Origin of the sequence: Bittarella massiliensis (ex Durand et al. 2017), from assembly GCF_009876955.1 — a bacterium.
Classification (GTDB): domain Bacteria; phylum Bacillota; class Clostridia; order Oscillospirales; family Ruminococcaceae; genus Bittarella; species Bittarella massiliensis.
This window is the reverse complement of record NZ_WWVY01000001.1, coordinates 195,286-213,306: the sequence shown is the minus strand read 5'-3', so window position 1 is coordinate 213,306 and position 18,021 is coordinate 195,286. Positions and strand designations below refer to the sequence as shown.

Annotated in this window: 16 protein-coding genes; all 16 read right to left on the bottom strand. The window is 64.9% G+C overall.

Annotated features, from left to right (window positions below):
* Positions 1-6: 6 nt before the first annotated feature.
* The 16 genes from GT748_RS01005 to rsmD all read right to left on the bottom strand — a co-directional run bounded on the left by GT748_RS01005 (position 7) and on the right by rsmD (position 17,900).
* A complete protein-coding gene (locus tag GT748_RS01005; protein ID WP_021658877.1) occupies positions 7-882 on the bottom strand; it encodes a hypothetical protein in 876 nt (291 codons plus the stop codon).
* A 138-nt stretch (positions 883-1,020) separates the two neighbouring features.
* A complete protein-coding gene (gene ftsZ / locus GT748_RS01000) occupies positions 1,021-2,085 on the bottom strand; it encodes a cell division protein FtsZ (RefSeq protein WP_021658878.1) in 1,065 nt (354 codons plus the stop codon).
* A 205-nt stretch (positions 2,086-2,290) separates the two neighbouring features.
* Entirely contained in the window at positions 2,291-3,361 is a 1,071-nt protein-coding gene (locus GT748_RS00995; protein ID WP_073261318.1) for a cell division protein FtsQ/DivIB, read from the bottom strand.
* Between the two features lie 3 nt (positions 3,362-3,364).
* The gene (locus GT748_RS00990; protein ID WP_021661173.1) at positions 3,365-4,606 is read right to left on the bottom strand and encodes a UDP-N-acetylglucosamine 1-carboxyvinyltransferase; all 1,242 of its coding nucleotides are present in this window, start codon (positions 4,604-4,606) and stop codon (positions 3,365-3,367) included.
* A 153-nt stretch (positions 4,607-4,759) separates the two neighbouring features.
* Positions 4,760-5,881, bottom strand: coding sequence for an undecaprenyldiphospho-muramoylpentapeptide beta-N-acetylglucosaminyltransferase (gene murG / locus GT748_RS00985; RefSeq protein WP_021661172.1), 1,122 nt, complete (start codon positions 5,879-5,881; stop codon positions 4,760-4,762).
* Between the two features lie 142 nt (positions 5,882-6,023).
* On the bottom strand, positions 6,024-7,196 hold the full coding sequence (gene ftsW / locus GT748_RS00980; protein ID WP_021661171.1) for a putative lipid II flippase FtsW: 1,173 nt from the start codon (positions 7,194-7,196) through the stop codon (positions 6,024-6,026).
* A gap of 63 nt (positions 7,197-7,259) precedes the next feature.
* Complete coding sequence (gene mraY, locus GT748_RS00975) at positions 7,260-8,270, bottom strand: phospho-N-acetylmuramoyl-pentapeptide-transferase (protein WP_021661170.1); 1,011 nt, start codon at positions 8,268-8,270, stop codon at positions 7,260-7,262.
* Between the two features lie 81 nt (positions 8,271-8,351).
* The gene (locus GT748_RS00970; protein ID WP_021661169.1) at positions 8,352-9,725 is read right to left on the bottom strand and encodes a UDP-N-acetylmuramoyl-tripeptide--D-alanyl-D-alanine ligase; all 1,374 of its coding nucleotides are present in this window, start codon (positions 9,723-9,725) and stop codon (positions 8,352-8,354) included.
* Complete coding sequence (locus tag GT748_RS00965; RefSeq protein ID WP_021661168.1) at positions 9,722-11,167, bottom strand: UDP-N-acetylmuramoyl-L-alanyl-D-glutamate--2,6-diaminopimelate ligase; 1,446 nt, start codon at positions 11,165-11,167, stop codon at positions 9,722-9,724. The genes GT748_RS00970 and GT748_RS00965 overlap by 4 nt, the downstream gene beginning before the upstream one ends.
* A 173-nt stretch (positions 11,168-11,340) precedes the next feature.
* The gene (locus tag GT748_RS00960) at positions 11,341-13,554 is read right to left on the bottom strand and encodes a penicillin-binding transpeptidase domain-containing protein (protein WP_021661167.1); all 2,214 of its coding nucleotides are present in this window, start codon (positions 13,552-13,554) and stop codon (positions 11,341-11,343) included.
* A 76-nt stretch (positions 13,555-13,630) separates the two neighbouring features.
* Complete coding sequence (locus GT748_RS00955) at positions 13,631-14,095, bottom strand: putative cell division protein FtsL (RefSeq protein WP_021661166.1); 465 nt, start codon at positions 14,093-14,095, stop codon at positions 13,631-13,633.
* Between the two features lie 7 nt (positions 14,096-14,102).
* Positions 14,103-15,065: a 16S rRNA (cytosine(1402)-N(4))-methyltransferase RsmH gene (gene rsmH, locus GT748_RS00950; protein ID WP_021661165.1), complete on the bottom strand. Its 963-nt coding sequence runs from the start codon at positions 15,063-15,065 to the stop codon at positions 14,103-14,105.
* Between the two features lie 23 nt (positions 15,066-15,088).
* Entirely contained in the window at positions 15,089-15,511 is a 423-nt protein-coding gene (mraZ, locus tag GT748_RS00945; RefSeq protein WP_021661164.1) for a division/cell wall cluster transcriptional repressor MraZ, read from the bottom strand.
* A gap of 905 nt (positions 15,512-16,416) precedes the next feature.
* Positions 16,417-16,869 carry a hypothetical protein gene (locus GT748_RS00940; protein WP_021661161.1) on the bottom strand — a complete coding sequence of 151 codons (453 nt, stop codon included), beginning with the start codon at positions 16,867-16,869 and terminating at the stop codon, positions 16,417-16,419.
* The gene (gene coaD / locus GT748_RS00935) at positions 16,866-17,357 is read right to left on the bottom strand and encodes a pantetheine-phosphate adenylyltransferase (protein ID WP_021661160.1); all 492 of its coding nucleotides are present in this window, start codon (positions 17,355-17,357) and stop codon (positions 16,866-16,868) included. The genes GT748_RS00940 and coaD overlap by 4 nt, the downstream gene beginning before the upstream one ends.
* Positions 17,358-17,900 (bottom strand): 16S rRNA (guanine(966)-N(2))-methyltransferase RsmD, encoded by a 543-nt coding sequence (gene rsmD, locus GT748_RS00930; protein WP_021661159.1) that lies wholly within the window; start codon positions 17,898-17,900, stop codon positions 17,358-17,360.
* Positions 17,901-18,021 lie beyond the last annotated feature (121 nt).

Here is an 18,021-nt window from a genome sequence, read left to right as displayed (position 1 = left end):
TGCCTGTCAGCGGCCGCCCAGCAGCTTGGCGATGGTCTTGAGCAGCCCGCCCGCCTGGCCGCCGGTGCTCACCAAGACGGGGCGCTCCCGGCAGAGAGGCGGTTCCGGCTGGACCGGCGCCGCCTTTTTGGGCAGGGGCTCCTCCCCTTTGGCAGGGGCGGGAGGCGCCTCTTTGGGGGGCGGCGGGGCGACAGCGGGGGCGATGGCGGGGAGCTTGCCGCCGCTGAGCTGGCCGCGCATCTCCTCCAGCCGCAGCTGGTAGAGTTCGACGGTGTCCTCCATCCGGCGGAGGTTGCCCTGCATCTGCGCCGCGGCCGTCCGCAGGGTCTCGCTCAGCCCGGCCACCTGGTCCCCCAGCTGGCCCATCTCCCGGGAGAGGGACTCCAGCTCCGCCAGGGCCCGGTCCCGCTCCTCCCGGCCCTGGCGCTTGCCCTGGCGCACCAGGTCGGCGGCCATCCGCTTGGCCTCCACCAGAGCGCCCGAAATTTCGCCCTGGCGCTCCTCATAGCCCTTGAGCTTCTCCTGGTACTGGCGCACCATCTCCTGCAGCTCGTCCCGCTCGGAGTGGAGGCCGTGGATCTCCAGGTCGCTGCGGCTGAGCTTGTCCCGCTGGGCGTTGATCTGGGAGTTGAGAAAGACCACCTTTTCCCCCAGCTCCTTGGCGCCCTCCCTCTCCTGCTCCAACAGCCCGTCCAGGCTGTCGATCCGCTCCCGCAGGGCGGCGTTTTCGTCGCGCAGGGTGTGGGTCTCCCCCTCCAGCTCGTCGATGCGGCTCAGCAGCTCGCTGCTGGCCTTTTGGTTTTCGGCGTTGAGCTGCTCGATATAGGCCAGCACATCCGCCTTGCGGAAGCCGCCGATCGCGCTCTTAAACAATCCGTCCATGACACCCACCCTCTGCTCGGTTTCGATGTTGCCAGTATACCACGCCCGCCCTCAAAAAACAATCGAATTGCCCCCGCAGGCAGCAAAAAGGGAACCGTTCCCTCTTGGGGCCGGTTCCCGCTCTCGCAGGGGCGACGATCAGTTGCCCTTGTTTTTAAAGATGTTCATGATGGAGTCGATGTCCTCTTCCATTGAGTCATCCCGGGACTTGAAGGTGTAGTCGGGAATGCCGAAATCGGCCTTGTTCTTCTCGTCAAAGCCGGTGGCGATGACGGTGATCTGCATCTCGTCCTGGTAGCTCTCGTCAAAGGCGGCGCCCCAGATGATGGTGGCGTTGGGGTCGGCGGCCTTGGTGATCTCGTTGGAGGCGATGGACACCTCGTCCAGGCTGATGTCGGGGGAGGCGGTGATGTTGATGATGACCCCCTTGGCCCCGGAGATCGAGGTCTCCAGCAGGGGGCTGGAGATGGCGGCAGCCGCCGCGTCGACAGCCTTGTCCTTCCCGCTGGCGCGGCCGACGCCCATGTGGGCGAGCCCCGCGTCCTTCATGACGGTGGTGACGTCGGCGAAGTCCAGGTTGACCAGGCCGGGGACGTTGATCAGGTCGGTGATGGACTGCACGCCCTGTTTGAGGACGTTGTCCGCCGCCGCAAAGGCGTTGATGAGGGTGATGGGGGTCTCGGAGATGAGGCTGAGGCGCTCGTTGGGGATGACCACCAGCGAGTCGACGTGCTCGCGCAGGGCGGCGATCCCCTCTTCGGCCTGCTCCATCCGCCGCTTGCCCTCAAAGGGGAAGGGCTTGGTGACGATGCCCACCGTGAGGATGCCCTGCTCTTTTGCCACTTCGGCCACCACCGGCGCAGCGCCGGTGCCGGTGCCGCCGCCCATCCCGGCGGCGATGAACACCATCTGGGTGCCCTTGAGGGCGGAGGCGATGGTCTCGCGGCTCTCCTCGGCTGCCTTCTGCCCCTTTTCGGGGAAGCCGCCGGCGCCGCGGCCCTGGGTCAGCTTGTCGCCGATCTGGATCTTCTGGGTGGCCACCGAGCGGTTGAGCGCCTGGCGGTCGGTGTTGACAGAGATAAATTCCACGCCCTTCATCCCGTCGTTGATCATCCGGTTGACGGCGTTGCCGCCGCCGCCGCCCACGCCAACGACGCGGATGGAAGCGACCTGGTCGAAATCGTCATCGAGAATAAAGCTCACTGTTTTCGTCCCCCTAAAATGTTTGTATCACAAGGCACAGCGCGGGGTGAAAGGGTTTTCATCTCCGCCGTGACGGCATTTTCAAAAAAATGTTTATCTACTCTTAAATTTAACAGATGTCACGAAAAATAGCAAGGGTTTTTTACACTTTCACACAGGAAACCGGGCTGCCCGCCGCCGGTTTTCGTCTCTTTTGCCACCCCAGTCACTGGGCGGACCCCTCGTCCCCCTCGCCGGCGTCCTCCGCCTTTTGGGCGGGGGTCTCCCCCTCTTGCGGGGCCTCCTCCCCGCCCTCGGGGGCCGACTCCTCGGCGGGCGGCGTCTCTCCCCCGCCGGCCGCGCCGTTGGCCGCCTCCAGCGCCTGCACGGCGGCGGTGCCGGTCTTGGCCGTCACCTTGCCGGGAATGGAGGCGTCGAGGATGGTGGGCTCGGGGGAGAGGTCCTTTTGCACGATGATCTCGTGCACCAGCTGCAATTTGTACTCCAACTGGTAGTCCGACCCCAGCTTGACCAGGAAGTACTTTCCGACCCGCAGGGAGATGTTCTGGGTGTCGCTGAGGTCCACCGACTGCAGCCCTTCCAACCCCACTGCGCTCACCGCCTGGTGGATCTCCTCCAGCAGGGGGAGCTTGTCCGGGTCGTCAAACTGCAGCATCTCCCCCAGTTCGCCCTGCTTGGCCTTGACCCCGGAGATGAGGTAGACCCCCTCGGGCAGGGAGGCCTGGTTTTTGGCCATGATCCGCCCCGACTCGGAGAGGAGGGTGTAGCCGCCCCCCTCCTGCTTGACGGCAGTGCGGGCCACCGCGTCCTTGGCGGTGATGGTCACGGTGGTAGGGAGGGTGCGCCCCACCTGGATGTCGTCGAGGAGGGGGAACTTGCGGTAGAGGGCCTCCTGCACCTCCCCCGCCTTGAAGCGAAAGAGGTTTTCCCCAACGCTCACCGGGCAGCCGCCCTCGATCTGCTGGGCGGTGTAGGCGGTGATCTCCCCCTCAAAGCGGATGGTGTCGATTTTGAAGAAGATGGAGACGGCCACCGTCGCCCCCACCACCAGCAGGCAGCAAAACAGCAGGAAAAAGCGGAACGCCGCCTTTTTGCGACGCCGCTTCTGCCGCTTTTGGGCGATTGTCCGCTTGATCCGCTCCCGCTCCTCCAACTCCTCCTGGGTCATGGCGACGGCCCGGTAAAAGCCCTCTTCGGTGTACCCGGTGTTGTGGGCGCGCGGGATGTCCCGGCGCTGTGCCTGTTTTTTGACCTGTTTTTTTGGCTTCTTTTTCATCTGCTAAACCTTTTCCATCCGTCCGCCCAGTGCCTGGACGGCTCTGTCCAACTGTTCATATCCCCGCAGGATGTGTTCGATGCCGCCGATCTCGCTCTGCCCTGCCCGCAGGGCCGCGATGCAGAGGGCCGCGCCCCCCCGCAGGTCCACCGCCTCGGCCCGCCCGCCGGTGTAGCGGCTGCCGCCGGGGATGCGGGCCAATCTCGGGCTCTTGAGCTCCACCTCGGCGCCCAGCTTGCGCAGCTGGGGCAGGTAGGCAAAGCGGTTTTCAAAGACCGTCTCTCTCATTTCGGTCTCCCCCTGGGCGGCGGCCAGCACCGCCGTCAGCAGGGGCTGGATGTCGGTGGGCAGCCCCGGGTGGGGGGCGGTCACCAGTCCGCCCAGCCCCCGCAGCTTCCCCGTGGAGCGCAGGCCCACCCGGTCGTAGCGCAGGGCCAGCTCGCAGCCCATCTTCTGAAAGAGGGGGAGGATGTTGTAGAGGGTCATGGGGGTGGTGTTGGTGAGGGCGATCTCCCCCCCGCAGAGGGCGCCCATGCAGAGGTAGGTGGCGGCGGCGATGCGGTCCACCATCACCGTGTACTCGCAGCCGTGGAGGGGCCGCCCCCCCTGGATCTTCAGCTCCCCGGTCCCCATCCCCGCGATCTGGGCCCCGCAGGCGGTGAGGAACTGGATCAGGTCCACCACCTCCGGCTCCCGCGCCGCACCGCGCAAGACCGTCTCCCCCTGGGCGGCCACCGCCGCCAGCAGCAGGTTTTGGGTGGCCCCCACGCTGGGGAAGGGCAGCTCGATGACCGCCCCGGTCAGCCGCGGCCCCTCGATTTCGATGGAGCCGTTTGCCCGGCAGACCGCCCCCAGCCGCTCAAAGCCGGAGAGGTGGTAGTCCAGCGGGCGGCGGCCCAGGTCGCATCCGCCGGGGTAGGCGGCCTTTACCCGGCCAAAGCGGCCCAGCAGCGCCCCCATGAAGATGGAGGAGGAGCGCAGCGAGTGGGTGAGCGCCGCAGGGAGGGGCCGGTAGAAGGCGCAGGAGGTGTCCACCTCCCACTCCTCTCCCGACCGCAGGACCCGGCAGCCCAGGTACTCGAGGATCGCCGCCATGCTGCGGGTATCCGCCAGGTCGGGACAGCGGTGGAGGACCACCTTCCCCCCCACCAGAAGGGCTGCCGCCAAAATGGGCAGACAGCTGTTTTTCGACCCCTGAACGGCCAGTTCTCCCCGCAGGGGGCGGCCCCCTTCCAATCGGTACATCGCCACAAAACCATCCCTTTCCGCCAGTGCTGTCCCCCCTCTTGCAGGGGGTATGCACCAGGGTATGCCCGGGGTGGATTTTGTGTGATTTCGCCGTTTGGGCGGGCCCTTTTCGCAAAAAGCGGGGCAAAAACGGCGGGCGGCGGCAGGGGGCTACCGGGCCAGCAGCTCCGCCAGCTCCCGGTAGATGCGCTCGTTTGCGTCGACGATGGCCAGCTTGCTGCTGGCCCGGCCCCAGGCCTCGATGGTCTCGGGGTGCTCGATGAGGGAGCGCACCTTTGCGATGAGGGCCGGGCCGGTCAGGTCCTTCTCCTCGATGATGGCGGCGGCGCCCGCCCGCTCCAGCACCTGGGCGTTTTTGAACTGGTGGTTTTCGGCCACGTAGGGGGAGGGGATGAGGATGGCCGCCTTCCCCGCCGCCTCGATCTCCGAGAGGGTGATGGCCCCCGCCCGGGAGATGACGATGTCCGCCGCCGCCAGGCAACGGTCCATGTCCTCTATGTATTCCCGGCAGTCCAGCCCCGCCCGGGGCAGTTCGACCCCGCCCGCCCGCAGCCGGGCGACAAAGGCGTCCCGCCCGCTCCCGCCGTAGGCGTGGATGTGGCAGACGTTGGGGCAGTGCTTCTGGGTGTAGGCCATCAAGTCGGCCACCACCTCGTTGAGGGGGCGGGCCCCCAGGCTGCCGCCGAAGGAGAGGATGCAGATCTTCCCCTCCAGCTGGTAGTGGGCCCGGCTCTCCTTCGGCATGGCCAGCAGCACGCTCTCCCGGATGGGGTTGCCGGTGACCACGCAGTCCCCCTTGGGCTGCAAAAACCGCTGGGCCTCGGGCACCGCCAGCAGGACCTTGTCCACCTCTTTGGCCAGCAGCTTGTTGGTGATGCCGGGGAAGGCGTTTTGCTCGTGGATGGCCGTCTTGATCCCCCGCTTGGCCGCCGCCTGCAGGATGGGGCCGGCCACATAGCCGCCGGTGCCCACCACCAGGTCGGGGGCAAAGTCCTTGAGGATCGCCTTGCAGCGGCCGGGCGAGGCCACCAGGCAGCCCAGGGCCTGCAGGTTGTGGGCGATGTTGCCCGGCGAGAAGGAGCGCCGGAAGCCCAGCACCTTCATGGTGTAGAGGGGATAGCCCTCCCTGCCCACCAGCCGCTCCTCCATCGAGCCCTTGTTGCCCACAAAGGCGATCTCGGCGTCGGGGTGGTGCTTTTTGATGGTGTTGGCGATGGCGATGGCCGGGTTGATGTGCCCGGCGGTGCCGCCGCCCGCTAAGAGTACGCGCATAGCTTCACTTTCCCCACTTTCTGCCGCCCCAGACGGCGGCTTTTCGCGGCCCGGTGAAAAGGGCCTTTGAAAATGCCAAAGCGCGAAAGGCGCTGGGCGGGCCCCGGACAGCGGGGCCCGCCGCCCCTTTCGCGGCAAACGGCTATTTTTTCTCGATGTTGGCGTGCCGGGAGACCGAGAGGACGATCCCCATCTCCCCCAGCAGCATCAGCAGCGAGGTGCCCCCGTAACTGAAGAAGGGCAGGGAGATGCCGGTGTTGGGCACGGTGTTGGTGACCACGGCGATGTTGAGCAGCGCCTGCAGCCCCACCTGAAAGGTCAGCCCCAGCGCCAGCATGCTGCCGAATTTGTCCTTGGCCTTCATGGCGATAGCAAAGCCCCGCACCACCAGCAGGATGAAAAGGATGATGACGATCAGCCCCCCCACCAGCCCCAACTCCTCGCAGAGGATGGAGAAGATGAAGTCGTTGTGGGGTTCCGGCACGTAGAGGTGCTTCTGGCGGGAGTTGCCCAGCCCCAGCCCGAACACCCCGCCCGAGCCGATGGCCAGCAGCGACTGCACCGTCTGCCAGCCGTCGCCCTGCTTGTCGATGAAGGGGTTTTGCCACATCTCCAGCCGGGGGATGGCGTGTTCCAGCAGCGGGGTGAAGAGGAGGAGGAAGGCCAGGGCGCCGACGATGGCCACCCCGCCCATGACAAACCATTTGGTGCCGGTGCCGCCGATGAACATCATGGTGAAGCCGATGGTGACGATGAGGATGGTGCCCGACAGGTGGGGCTCCAGCACCATCAGCCCGCAGATGACCGCCAGCACCGCCATAAAGGGCAGCACCCCGTAGCGGAAGGTCTGCAGCCGCTTGTAGTTGACGTTGATCAGGTGGGCAAAGAGGACGATGACGGCGAACTTGGCCACCTCCGAGGGCTGAAAGGTGGTGAAGCCCAGGTTGATCCAGCGGCGGGCGTTGTTGAGGGGCTCCATAAAGAGCACCACGATCAAAAGCACCACCGAGAGGCCGATGAGGATGTAGCTGAACTTCTCGTAGATGTGGTAGTCGATCTTGGAGATGGCCAGCATCATGGTGACCCCGCCCACGGCGAAGATGCCCTGGCGGAGGATGAAGTGAAAGGAGTTGCCGTAGTTGTAGTAGGCAAAGGCGTAGCTGGCCGAGAACAGCATCACCAGCCCAAAGATCACCAGCACCAGCACCAACACCAAAAAGGTGGTGTCCATCTGGCCGGATTTCCGGACGGCCTGGCCGCCGCTCCCCCGCTCCTCGCGAATTTGCTTGCGCAGTTCCCGGTTCCGCTTTTTCACCCGCGATCACCCCATTTCTCACACCGGCGGGCAACGCCGCCGCTCACACTGTCCGCTTTTCTCTCACATCCCCAGCACCCAGAAGACCGCCAGCACGCAGCCGGCCAGGGCCACCAGGGAAAAGACCGTCACGATCTTGACCTCGCTCCACCCGCTCATCTCGAAGTGGTGGTGGATGGGGGCCATCTTGAAGACCCGCTTGTGGGTCAGCTTGTAGCAGCCGATCTGGATGATGTCCGAGAGGGTCTCGCAGATGTAGACGATCCCGGTGAAGACCAGCACCACCGGCAGCCCGATGCCAAAGGCCATCGCCACCACGATGCCCCCCAAAAAGAGGGAGCCGGTGTCCCCCATAAAGACCTTGGCGGGGTGGAAGTTGTAGAGCAGGTAGCCGATGCAGCCGCCGGCCACCGCCGCGGCCAGCAGGGTGAACCCGGCATAGCCCAAGATCCCCGAGAGGACCAGGAAGCCCAAAGCCACCACAAAGGTCACCGAGCCCGAAAGCCCGTCGATGCCGTCGGTGAGGTTGACGGCGTTGACCGTGCCCACAATGATGAAGAGGGCCACCGGCCAGTAGAGCCAACCCAGTTCCACCGCGCCGAAGAAGGGGAGGCGCAGGGCGGTGGAGCGGCTGCCGGAGAAGTAGAGGGCCATCAGGTAGACCGCGCCGATGAGCAGCTGCAGCAGGAACTTCTCCCGCGCCCGCAGCCCCATGTTGCGCTTTTTCACCACCGAGATGTAGTCGTCCAAAAAGCCGACGAACCCAAAGCCCAGGGCCATCAAAATGCCGTAAATCAGCCGGCTCCACTGCTGGGCGCCCACCGTCTGCAGGGCGGTCTTATCCCCCCAAAACAGGGTGCAGGCCCCCAGGGCGGTAGCCACCACGATGCCGATGATGAACATGATGCCCCCCATGGTGGGGGTGCCGCCCTTGTCCTTGTGCCAGGTGGGGCCGATCTCCTTGATGGTCTGGCCGTAGTGCAGCCGCTTTAAAAAGGGGATCAAAAAATACCCGGTGACGGCGGTGATGACAAAGGCGGACACCGCCGCCAATACCACTGGTAGTTGACTCATTGCTTCCCTCCCGGCAGCGCCCAGGGCGCCGCCTTCTCCTCTCTTTTTGCCCGTTTTTTCCGGCTTCTATTCCAAATCAGGTCACTCCATCGCCCCGTAGACGATCTCCAGCACCTCTTCCAGCTTCATCCCCCGGCTGCCCTTGACCAAAACGCAGTCCCCGGGGGCCAGCCAGCGGCAGAGCTCCTCGGCCAGCCGGTCCTTTTCATCAAAGCAGAAAACCGCCTTGCAGCCGGCCTCCCTCGCCCCTTGGGCGATCAGCCGGGCCTGCTCCCCGTAGCAAAACAGGGCGTCGATCCCCTCGGCTGCCGCGTCCCTGCCCACCTGCCGGTGCATCTGGGCGGAGTGCTCGCCCAACTCCAGCATGTCGGCCAGAACGGCGGCCTTGCGGGCGCCACCGAAATTCTGCCCCAGCAGGGCGAGGCTGGCCCGCATCGAGTCGGGGCTGGCGTTGTAGCAGTCCTCGATGACGGTGATGCCCGCCAGCTTCTTCACCCGCTGGCGCATGCCGGCGGTCTGGTAGTCCTCCAGCCCCGCCACCGCCGCCGACCGCTCAAAGCCAAAGGCCTCGGCCGCCCCCAGGGCCAGCAGGGCGTCGTAGACGTTGTGCTGCCCCAGGCAGGGGATGCAGGCGGGGTAGGCCGCGCCATCGGCATAGTGTACCACAAAGTGGGTGCGGTCGGTGTCGGAAGAGAGGGCGTCGGCCCAGATGTCGGCGTCCCGGTCGCACAGGGAGATGCGGATGATCCGCCGGGCGCCGTCGGCCCGCTCCACGGTGGAGAGCAGGTCGTTGTCCTCGTTGAGGACCAGGGTGCGCACCCCCTGCAGCCCCCGGGTGATGCTCAATTTCTCGGTGAGGATGTTCTCCCGGGTGCCCAGTTTCTCCAGGTGGGAGACGCCGATGTTGGTGAGCACCGCCACCTCGGGGCGCACCGCCCGGGTCATGGGCTCGATTTCGCCAAAGCCGCTCATCCCCATCTCGATGACCGCCAGCTGGGTGTCGTCCGTCAGCCCAAAGAGGGTGCGGGGCATCCCGATCTCGTTGTTCTGGTTGCCCTCGGTCTTGAGGGTCTTGCCAAAGGGGGAGAGGGCGGCGTAGAGCATCTCCTTGGTGGTGGTCTTGCCCACGCTGCCGGTGACCCCCACGCAGCGCACGTCAAAGAGCTGGCGGTAGAGCCCGCCGATCTGGATCATGGCGTCCAGGGTGTTGGGGCAGACCAGACAGGGCTTCCCCTCCACGGCAAAGGCCGGGTCGGAGAGGACGGCGGCCGCCGCCCCCTTTTCAAAGGCCTGGGCCACAAAGGCGTGGCCGTCGAAGCGCTCCCCCCGGATGGCCACGAAGAGGCTCCCCTCCCCGATGGCGCGGGTGTCGCTGCTGACATCACAAACCGTCAGCTCCCCGGTGTACGAGGCGCCGATGGCCTCGGCGATTGCCTGTAAGCGCAGCGGTTTCATGGGCGCTCCCTCCTCTCTTCCAGGGCCCGCTTGACGATCTCGTGCTCGTCGAAGTAGACGGTGCAGGTGTCGATGGCCTGGTAGTTTTCGTGTCCCTTCCCGCAGAGGACCACCACGTCCCCCGGCCCGGCCTCGTCGATGGCCCAGCGGATGGCGTAGTAGCGGTCCACCTCCAGGTGGTAGGGGACGCCCCGGTCCCGCACCCCGGCGACGGTGTCCTCCAAAATCACATAGGGGTCCTCGTCCCGGGGATTGTCCGAGGAGATGACCATCAAGTCGGCGAAGTCGGCCACCGTGTTCGCCATCTTGGGGCGCTTGGTGCGGTCGCGCTTGCCCGCGCAGCCGAAGAGGACGATCAGCCGCCGCTTGACAAAGGGCTTGATGGTCTCCAGCAGGTTTTGCAGGGCGTCGGGGGTGTGGGCGAAGTCGCAGATGACGGTGAAGTCGCCGCTGTAAAGCACCTCCGCCCGGCCGTAGACCCCCTTGCAGTGGCAGAGGCCCTTGGCCACCACCGCCAGGGGCAGCCCCAGGGAGAGGCAGACCCCGGCCACGCTCAGGACGTTGTAGACGGAGAAAAGGCCGGGCATCTTGATGTCCACCGGGCAGCGCTCCCCCCGGTAGCAGAGGGTGAAGGAGACCCCGTCGGCCCGCTGGCAGATGTCGCTGGCCGTCAGATCGGCCTCCCCCTGGGCCGAGCAGGTCAGCACCGGGATGCCGGTCAACTGGGGGATGCGGCGGCCGTAGGGGCAGTCGAGGTTGGTGACCGCCTGCCGGCACTGGGCGAAGAGTTTGGCCTTGGCCTGAAAGTAGTTTTCCAGGGTGCCGTGGTAGTCCAGGTGGTCCTGAGAGAGGTTGGTGAAGGCCCCCACCTGAAAGATGACCCCGGCCAGCCGGTTTTGGTCCAGCGCCTGGGAGCTGGCCTCCATCACCGCGTACTCGCACCCCGCCCGGCACATGTTGGCCAACAGGCCGTGCAGGTCATCGGGCTCCGGGGTGGTGAATTTGGCCGGCAGCTTCACCTCGCCGATCTCGTTTTGAATGGTGCCGATGAGCCCCACCTTGGCGCCGGTGTACTCCAGCACCTGTTTGATGAGGGTGGTGACGGTGGTCTTGCCGTTGGTGCCGGTGACGGCGATCATCTTGAGCCGGTCGGCGGGAAAGCCGTTGAAGGCCGCGCAGAGGGCGCCGTAAGCCGCGCGGGTGTCCTCCACCAGCAGTTGGCAGGGCAGCCCCAGATCCCGCTGGGCCACCACGCAGACAGCCCCCTTCTCCACCGCCTGGGCGGCAAAGTCGTGGCCGTCGGCGCTGCCGCCGACGATGCAGCAAAAGACGCTGCCCTCCACCGCCTTGCGGGAGTTGGACACCACCGACGCCACCTGGGCGCCGCCGGCAGCGGCCGGGGCGGGCAGCCCCGCCGCCTGTAAGAGTTCTGCTAAAACCATTGCGCTACTGCCTCCAACCGTTTTGGATTTCCGGGTCATGGCGCCTCTGCCCGCCCCGCCAAACGGGGGCGGAGAGGTCGCCCTTCTGGGGGGGTGAAAGAGCCCCCCTAAAAGTAAATAGTATACTCTATTTTGCCCGCCAATGCAAAACGGGCCGTCTTTTTTTGCAGGGGCTAGTCGGCGGTGTCGTCGCTGACGGTCTTATCCCGCAGCTCCACCGTGACCACCGTGCCGATGGGCACTTCCTCCCCCTCGGCCACCGACTGGGCCACCGAGACCGAGCCGGTGTTGTCCGAGCCGCCGCCGGAAAATTTGATGTTGATCTTGGCGTTGGTGGCCACCTGGTTGACGGTGGAGGCCGACATCCCCACCAGGTTGGGCACCCGGGTCATGGTCTGTTCGGCGTCCTCCTCGGTGTAGAGGGTGATGGTGGAGCCCGCCGGGATGGCGGTGCCCGCCGCCGGGTACTGCTTGACGACCGAGTCGCCGTTGCCGACCTTGTTGTACTTGAAGCCCTTGGCCCGCAGGTCGGTCTCGGCCGCCTCCACCGTCTTGTCGGTGACCTTGGGGGCCGACACCATGGCCGCGGCGTCCCCCTCCTCGTACTGGGGGTCGATGCCGATGTAGGGCAGGATGTCCGCCATCAGCTTGCCCACCGACGGCGCCACCAGCGAGGAGCCGTAGATGCTGTAAGAGTGGGCCTCGTCCAGGAACATCAGCACCAGGATCTGGGGATCGTCCACCGGGGCGAAGGCCAGGAAGGAGGCCACGTAGGACGACTCCTGCCCGGAGCTCAGCTTCTGGGAGGTGCCGGACTTGCCGCCGATGCGAAAGCCCTTGACGTAGGCGTTTTTGCCCGAGGCGTTGGGATCGGCGATGACGTGTTCCATGATCTCGGCGATCTGCTTGGAGGTGGACTCGCTGATGACCTGGCGCACCTCGGTGGGCTCGTAGTTTTCCACCACGTTGCCGTCTTTGTCCTGGATCTGCTTGACCACATGGGGCTGGTAGAGGTGCCCGCCGTTGACCACGGCGCACATGGCGGTGGCCATCTGCAGCGGGGTCACCGAGTTGGTCTGGCCAAAGGAGCTGGAGGCCAGGTCCACGGCGCTGAAGGTCTGGTGGTAGATGCTCTGCGCCTCGCCGGGCAGGTCGATGCCGGTCTTTTCGGTGAAGCCGAAGGCCTTGAAGTAGGTGGCGAACTTCTCCGCCCCCAGCTTTTCGGCGGTCATCATGAAGCCGGGGTTGCAGGAGTTTTTCATGATCTCCATGAAGTTCTGCTGCCCGTGGCCGCCCTTGGCGTAGCTGGCGCACTTGATCATCCGTCCGGCGACCATGTAGTAGCCCGGGCAGTAAAAGCCGCTGTCCTGGCTCACGACCCCCTCCTCGAGGGCGGCGGAGGCGGTGATGGGTTTAAAGACCGAGCCGGGCTCGTAGAGGTCGTTGAGGACCTTGTTGCGCCACTGGCGGGAGCGCTCGTTGGCGAGGGCGGTCTTGAGTTCGTCCCCCTCCAAATTGGCCACCCGCTCCTGGGCGGCCGGGTCGTAGAGCTCCATCGGCTCGTTGGGGTCAAAGTCGGGCTTGGTGGCCATGGCGAGGATCTCGCCGGTCTTGACGTTCATGACGATGCCGCCGCCCCGCTCGGAGGCGTGGTGTTCGTCCACCGCCTCTTGGAGGTATTTCTCCAGATAGTGCTGAATGACCTCGTCGATGGTGAGGACCACCGTGTTGCCCTGCACCGCGTCGTAAATCTTTTCGTACTCGAAATCCATCTCAGTGCCGCGGGCGTTCTTGGCCGAAACCACCCGCCCCGGGGTGCCGGTGAGGTATTTGTCGTAGTAGCTCTCGACCCCGGCCAGGCCCTGGTTGTCGCTGCCGACAAAGCCCAGCACGGTGGAGCAGAAGTTGCCGTAGGGGTAGTAGCGCTTGGTGTCCTCGGCGGTGTAGATGGCGCCGATCTTGTTCTCGCTGGCAAACTGGAGCACCTTGTCGACGGTCTCTTTGTCCACCTTTTTCTTGAGGTACTCGTGGAAGTTGCTCTTGTGGCTCTTCTCGAGGATCTCGTCCTTCTCGACCTCTAAAATGGCAGAGAGCCCGGAGGCGATCAGTTCCCTCTGGGCGTCGTCTTTGATGTCGTTGGGGGAGAGGATGACGTTCCACACCGTGTTGGAGGTGGCCAAAACGTTGCCGTTGCGGTCGGTGATGTCGCCCCGGGTGGGGTTGATGACCGTGTCGCGCAGCTGCTGTTCGCTGGCCAGGTCGCGGTATTCCTTTCCCTTGAAGATCTGTATATTCACCAGGCTGCCGAACACGGTGCCAAAGCCGATGATCACCACCAAAAAGAGGATGATATAGACCCGCATGTGCATCTTTTTCGTCGGTTTCATAATGCAGCTCTCTGCCCCCTTTGCCAAAAAAAGGGTCAAGATTTTCTCTCAACCCTCTCAACTCATTCCTATTGGATTAAAGGCCCAGGTATTCCTTTATTTTGTTGCCGATGGTCCCCAGGATGCCCTTGGCCGGGGAGTCGTTTTTTGCCACATAGACCTTGTTCTCCTGGTTGAGACTGACGTACTCGACCTGCTGGTTGTCCACCTTGACCAGCCCCAGGGTGTTCTGGGCGTATTCCTCCACGTGGGCGAGGGACATCTTGCTCTCCACCTGCATGTTCAGCCGGGTGGTCTCGCTCTGGGTGCTCTCCAGTTCGGTCTTGGCCGTCCGCAGATCGTCTCCCAGCTCCACCAACTGCACCCGGGAGTAGAGCATCATCCCCGCGAGGATGACCACCACCGCTGCCAGCAGGATCTTGGCCGCCGGGGTGCTCTTTTTCTGGGGCAGGGGCTTCTCATTTTTGATGACCCGCATCCGGGGCTCCCGGTTTTCAAAGAGCGACAGGTCGTAGGCCTGCGCCTCGCTGGTGTTTCGCATGATCACTTCATCCTCTCTCCGTGGGAATGGGTCCGCCCGCCTCCGGCAGCTTTTCGATGACCCGCAGCTTGGCGCTGTGGCTGCGCGGGTTCTCGGCCAGCTCTTCCGGGGTGGCGGTGATGGGTTTCTTGTAAATCAGCCTGCCCCGCGGCTTCTTGCCGCAGACGCAGACGGGAAAGTCGGACGGGCAGGTGCAGCCCACCGTCCAACTGGCGAACTGGCGCTTCACCATCCGGTCCTCCAGGGAGTGGAAGGTGATGACGCAGAAGCGCCCGCCCGGGGCCAGCCGGTCAAAGATGGCCTCCATCCCGGCGGCCAGGCTCTCAAACTCCCCGTTGACCTCGATGCGGATGGCCTGAAAGGTCTGCCGGGCAGGGTTTTTCTCTTTTCGCCGCACCGCGGGTGGAAGGGCCGACTTGACCGCTTCCACCAGCTGGGCGGTGGTTTCAATGGGGTGCTGTTCCCGGAGCCGCTCGATCTTGCGGGCGATCTGCCGGGCGTATTTCTCCTCGCCGTAGGCGAAGAGGATGCGGGTCAGTTCTTCGGGGGAATAGCCGTTGACCACGTCGTAGGCCGAGAGGCCGGACTGGCTCATCCGCATGTCCAGCGGGGCGTCCGCCCGGTAGGAAAACCCCCGCTCGGGGGTGTCCAGCTGGTGGGAGGAGACCCCCAGGTCCAGCAGGGCGCCGTCGATGGCCTCGATGCCCAGCTCGTCCAGGGCGGGGGCGGCGTTTTTGAAGTCCTCCTGCACCACCTGGGCGCAGGGGTAGGGGGCCAGCCGCGCACTGGCGGTCTTGACCGCGTCGGGGTCCTTGTCCAGGGCGATGAGCCGGCCGGTCGTGAGCCGCTTGGCGATCTCCTGCGAGTGGCCGGCGCCGCCGGCCGTGCCGTCCAGGTAGATGCCGGCGGGGTCGATGGCCAGGTTTTCCAGGCACTCCCCCAGCAGCACCGGCTTGTGGGAAAATTCCACCGGCTCTCTCTCCCCTCTGCGGGCTAGAAGCCCAGCTCGTCCATGATCCCGGCGATGTCGTCGGAATCGAGTTTGGCGCATTCCGCATCCCAGCGGGACTTGTCCCAGATCTCGGCGTGGTTGGAGGCGCCGACCACCACCACGTCCTTTTCCAGCCCGGCGTATTCCCGCAGGGCCGCGGGCAGGAGGATCCGCCCCTGCTTGTCCGGCTCGCACTCCACCGCACCCGCAAAGAGGATGCGCTGGAAGGGCCGGGCCTTGGACATGGGCAGGCCCTTGATTTTTTCGGCGAGGAGGTTCCACTCTTCGTAGGAATAGGCAGCCAGACAGGCGTCGCCCAGGCTTTTGGTCACCACAAAGCGCACCCCTAAATCGTCCCGCAGCCGGGCCGGAAAGATCATCCGCCCCTTGGGATCGATGTTGTGGCTGTACTCCCCGATAAGCATCTCCTCACCCCCTTGTGGTGTTTCGTGCCTTTTTCCACCACTTTTCACCACTTGAACCTATTATAGGGCCCGTCCCCTCAAAAATCAAGGGCCGAGCTCGTTTTTTTGGAATGTTTACATTTCCAATTGTTTCCTTAACTGCCGTTTTTTCAGGTCGTTTTTCACAAAAACGACAGAAGAACACTTCTTTTTTGTGCGCTCTTTTCCAGTCCTTTCCTCTCTTCTCTGGGCGGTGGGGGAAAGTGGGGGGCAGGGTCGCCGGTGGGAGGAGGGGGAGGTCTTTCCTTTTTAGAGAGGCAAAGGGGGCATTGAGCGCCCCTTTTGCCGAGAGAGAGCGTCCCCTTCTGCCAGGATCGAGCGCCTCCTTTGCCAGGATCGAGCGCCCCCTTTGCCGGGAGAGAGGGGGCTGCGCGGACACCCGAGAGCTGCCCCCTTTTTCTCTGGCTGGGCGTACCCGGAAAACACAGGGCATATTTCTCCTCCTGGACTGCCTTCGCCCCCCAAAGCGGTTTACCGCAAAAGCGCGCAAAGACGGCCGTTCAGAGGTGACTTCCCCCCCTCCTCTCCACCCCACTGCCCGGTGCCGGCGAGATGCCCTCCGCACGGCGGCGGCGCTCCGCCCCCTTCCCCGTGGGTGGGATCGAAAAAGCGAGGACGGCTCCCTCTCCAAATGGGGGTTTGTCCTCCGGCAGAAGTTGCCGCAGACGGAAAGGGCGATTGCCTGCAAAGCCCCCCTTCCCCTCCTCCCTCTCCCGGCCACAGCGAGGAGGGGAGGTTGGCGCCGGCAGGCCGCCCCTCCCGCGCGACCGCGCCATCTCCCGCCGGTCAGGCGGGTCGGCCCGCAAAAAAAGCGCCGCGGGGGACCCAATCGGTCCCCCGCGGCGCGAACGCAGGCAGAACAGGCGCTATTTCTTGCGGCCCCGCAGCTTGGTGCGGGTCTCCTTGACCTCTTCCATCGAGGCCACCAGGAACTGCTCGGTGCTCTTCATCAGGTTGTCGGCAAACTCGGTGGCGGCCTGCCGCATCTCCCGGGCCTGCATCTGGGCCTGGCTGATGATCTCGGCCGCCTTCTGCTGGGCGGCCTTGGTCAGGTCGTCCTGGTTGACGATGGCGCGGGCTTTGTCCTCGGCCTTTTTGACGATGGAGGCCGCCTCCTTCTTGGCGGTGGAGATGATTTCGGCCCGGTCGTTGACAATGGCCTTGGCCTGGCGCACCTCGGCCGGCAGGTTGAGGCGGATGTCGTCGGTCAGCTCCCGCATCTTCTCAATGTCCACCACCCGGCGGCCGCCGGAGAGGGGCAGGGTCCAGGCATCCTCCAGGGCCTCGTCCAGCAAATCCAAAATCTCGTCGATGTTCATTTTGACACTCCTTTACTCAACCGCTGTTTGATGGGCTCGATGATCGCCTGGGGGACAAAGTCGTCGATGTCGCCGCCAAAGGCCGCGATCTGCTTGACCAGGCTGGAACTGAGGTACATGTACTTGGAATTGGTGTTGAGGAAGATGGTCTCCAGCTGGGGGTCGAGCTTTTTGTTGGCCAGGGCCATCTGAAATTCGTACTCAAAGTCGCTGACGGCCCGCAGGCCGCGGATGGAGGCGGTGGCCCCCACCTGCCGGGCGTAGTCCACCAGCAGCCCCTGGTAGGCGTCCACCTCGACATTTGCCAGGTCGCCGGTGACCGCCCGGATCAGCTCCACCCGCTCCTCCACCGAGAAGGCGGTGCGCTTGTCGGGGTTGACCGAGACCAGCACCACCACCCGGTCAAAGAGGCGGGAGGCCCGCAGGATGATGTCCAGGTGGCCCTTGGTGATGGGGTCGAAACTGCCGGGGCAGAGGGCGGTGCGCATCTACTCCTCCCCCTTCTGGTAGAGGGAGATGACCGTCTTGCCGTAGCGGTAGCTCTTCTGTTTGAGGAGGAGGCCGTAGCTCTCCTCCAAGGGCAGGTCCCGCTCGCCCTCCACCAGTACCTTGCCGCCGGGGGCCAGCACCGGCGCCAGGGCGGCGAGGATCTCGCCGTACTGGCCGCAGTGGTAGGGGGGGTCGACAAAGACGAAGTCAAAGCGCTCCCGGCAGCGGGCCAGGTAGGCCAGGGCGTCGGCCTGCAGGATGCGGGCCCGCTCGGCCACCTTGGCGGCCTGGACGTTGCGCTTGATCACCTCTTGGCTGCGGCGGTCCTGGTCCACAAAGACGCAGAGGCTGGCCCCCCGGCTGAGGGCCTCGATCCCCAGCTGGCCGGAGCCGGCAAAGAGGTCGAGGGCGGTGCGGCCGGGCAGCTCAAAGTGGATGGCGCTGAACAGCCCCTCCTTCACCCGGTCGGCGGTGGGGCGGACATCCTGCCCGGGGACCGTCTCCAGCTTGACGCCCCGGGCTGTTCCGGTAATGACTCTCATGGCAGATTCCTCGTGCGGACGGCCCGGGCGCGCCCGGTGGTCCGCTCTCTCCTGTTACTGTTCATATTATCCCGAATGGGAAAGGGGTTGTCAAGTTTTTTCGACAGCCTTTGCAGGGGCT

Coding starts and splice junctions, on each gene's coding strand:
- GT748_RS01005 (WP_021658877.1), bottom strand. CDS start 882: ATGGACGGATTGTTTAAGAGCGCGATCGGCGGCTTCCGCAAGGCGGAT.
- GT748_RS00995 (WP_073261318.1), bottom strand. CDS start 3,361: ATGAAAAAGAAGCCAAAAAAACAGGTCAAAAAACAGGCACAGCGCCGG.
- GT748_RS00990 (WP_021661173.1), bottom strand. CDS start 4,606: ATGTACCGATTGGAAGGGGGCCGCCCCCTGCGGGGAGAACTGGCCGTT.
- murG (WP_021661172.1), bottom strand. CDS start 5,881: ATGCGCGTACTCTTAGCGGGCGGCGGCACCGCCGGGCACATCAACCCG.
- mraY (WP_021661170.1), bottom strand. CDS start 8,270: ATGAGTCAACTACCAGTGGTATTGGCGGCGGTGTCCGCCTTTGTCATC.
- GT748_RS00970 (WP_021661169.1), bottom strand. CDS start 9,725: ATGAAACCGCTGCGCTTACAGGCAATCGCCGAGGCCATCGGCGCCTCG.
- GT748_RS00965 (WP_021661168.1), bottom strand. CDS start 11,167: ATGGTTTTAGCAGAACTCTTACAGGCGGCGGGGCTGCCCGCCCCGGCC.
- GT748_RS00960 (WP_021661167.1), bottom strand. CDS start 13,554: ATGAAACCGACGAAAAAGATGCACATGCGGGTCTATATCATCCTCTTT.
- GT748_RS00955 (WP_021661166.1), bottom strand. CDS start 14,095: ATGCGAAACACCAGCGAGGCGCAGGCCTACGACCTGTCGCTCTTTGAA.
- mraZ (WP_021661164.1), bottom strand. CDS start 15,511: ATGCTTATCGGGGAGTACAGCCACAACATCGATCCCAAGGGGCGGATG.
- GT748_RS00940 (WP_021661161.1), bottom strand. CDS start 16,869: ATGAACATCGACGAGATTTTGGATTTGCTGGACGAGGCCCTGGAGGAT.
- coaD (WP_021661160.1), bottom strand. CDS start 17,357: ATGCGCACCGCCCTCTGCCCCGGCAGTTTCGACCCCATCACCAAGGGC.
- rsmD (WP_021661159.1), bottom strand. CDS start 17,900: ATGAGAGTCATTACCGGAACAGCCCGGGGCGTCAAGCTGGAGACGGTC.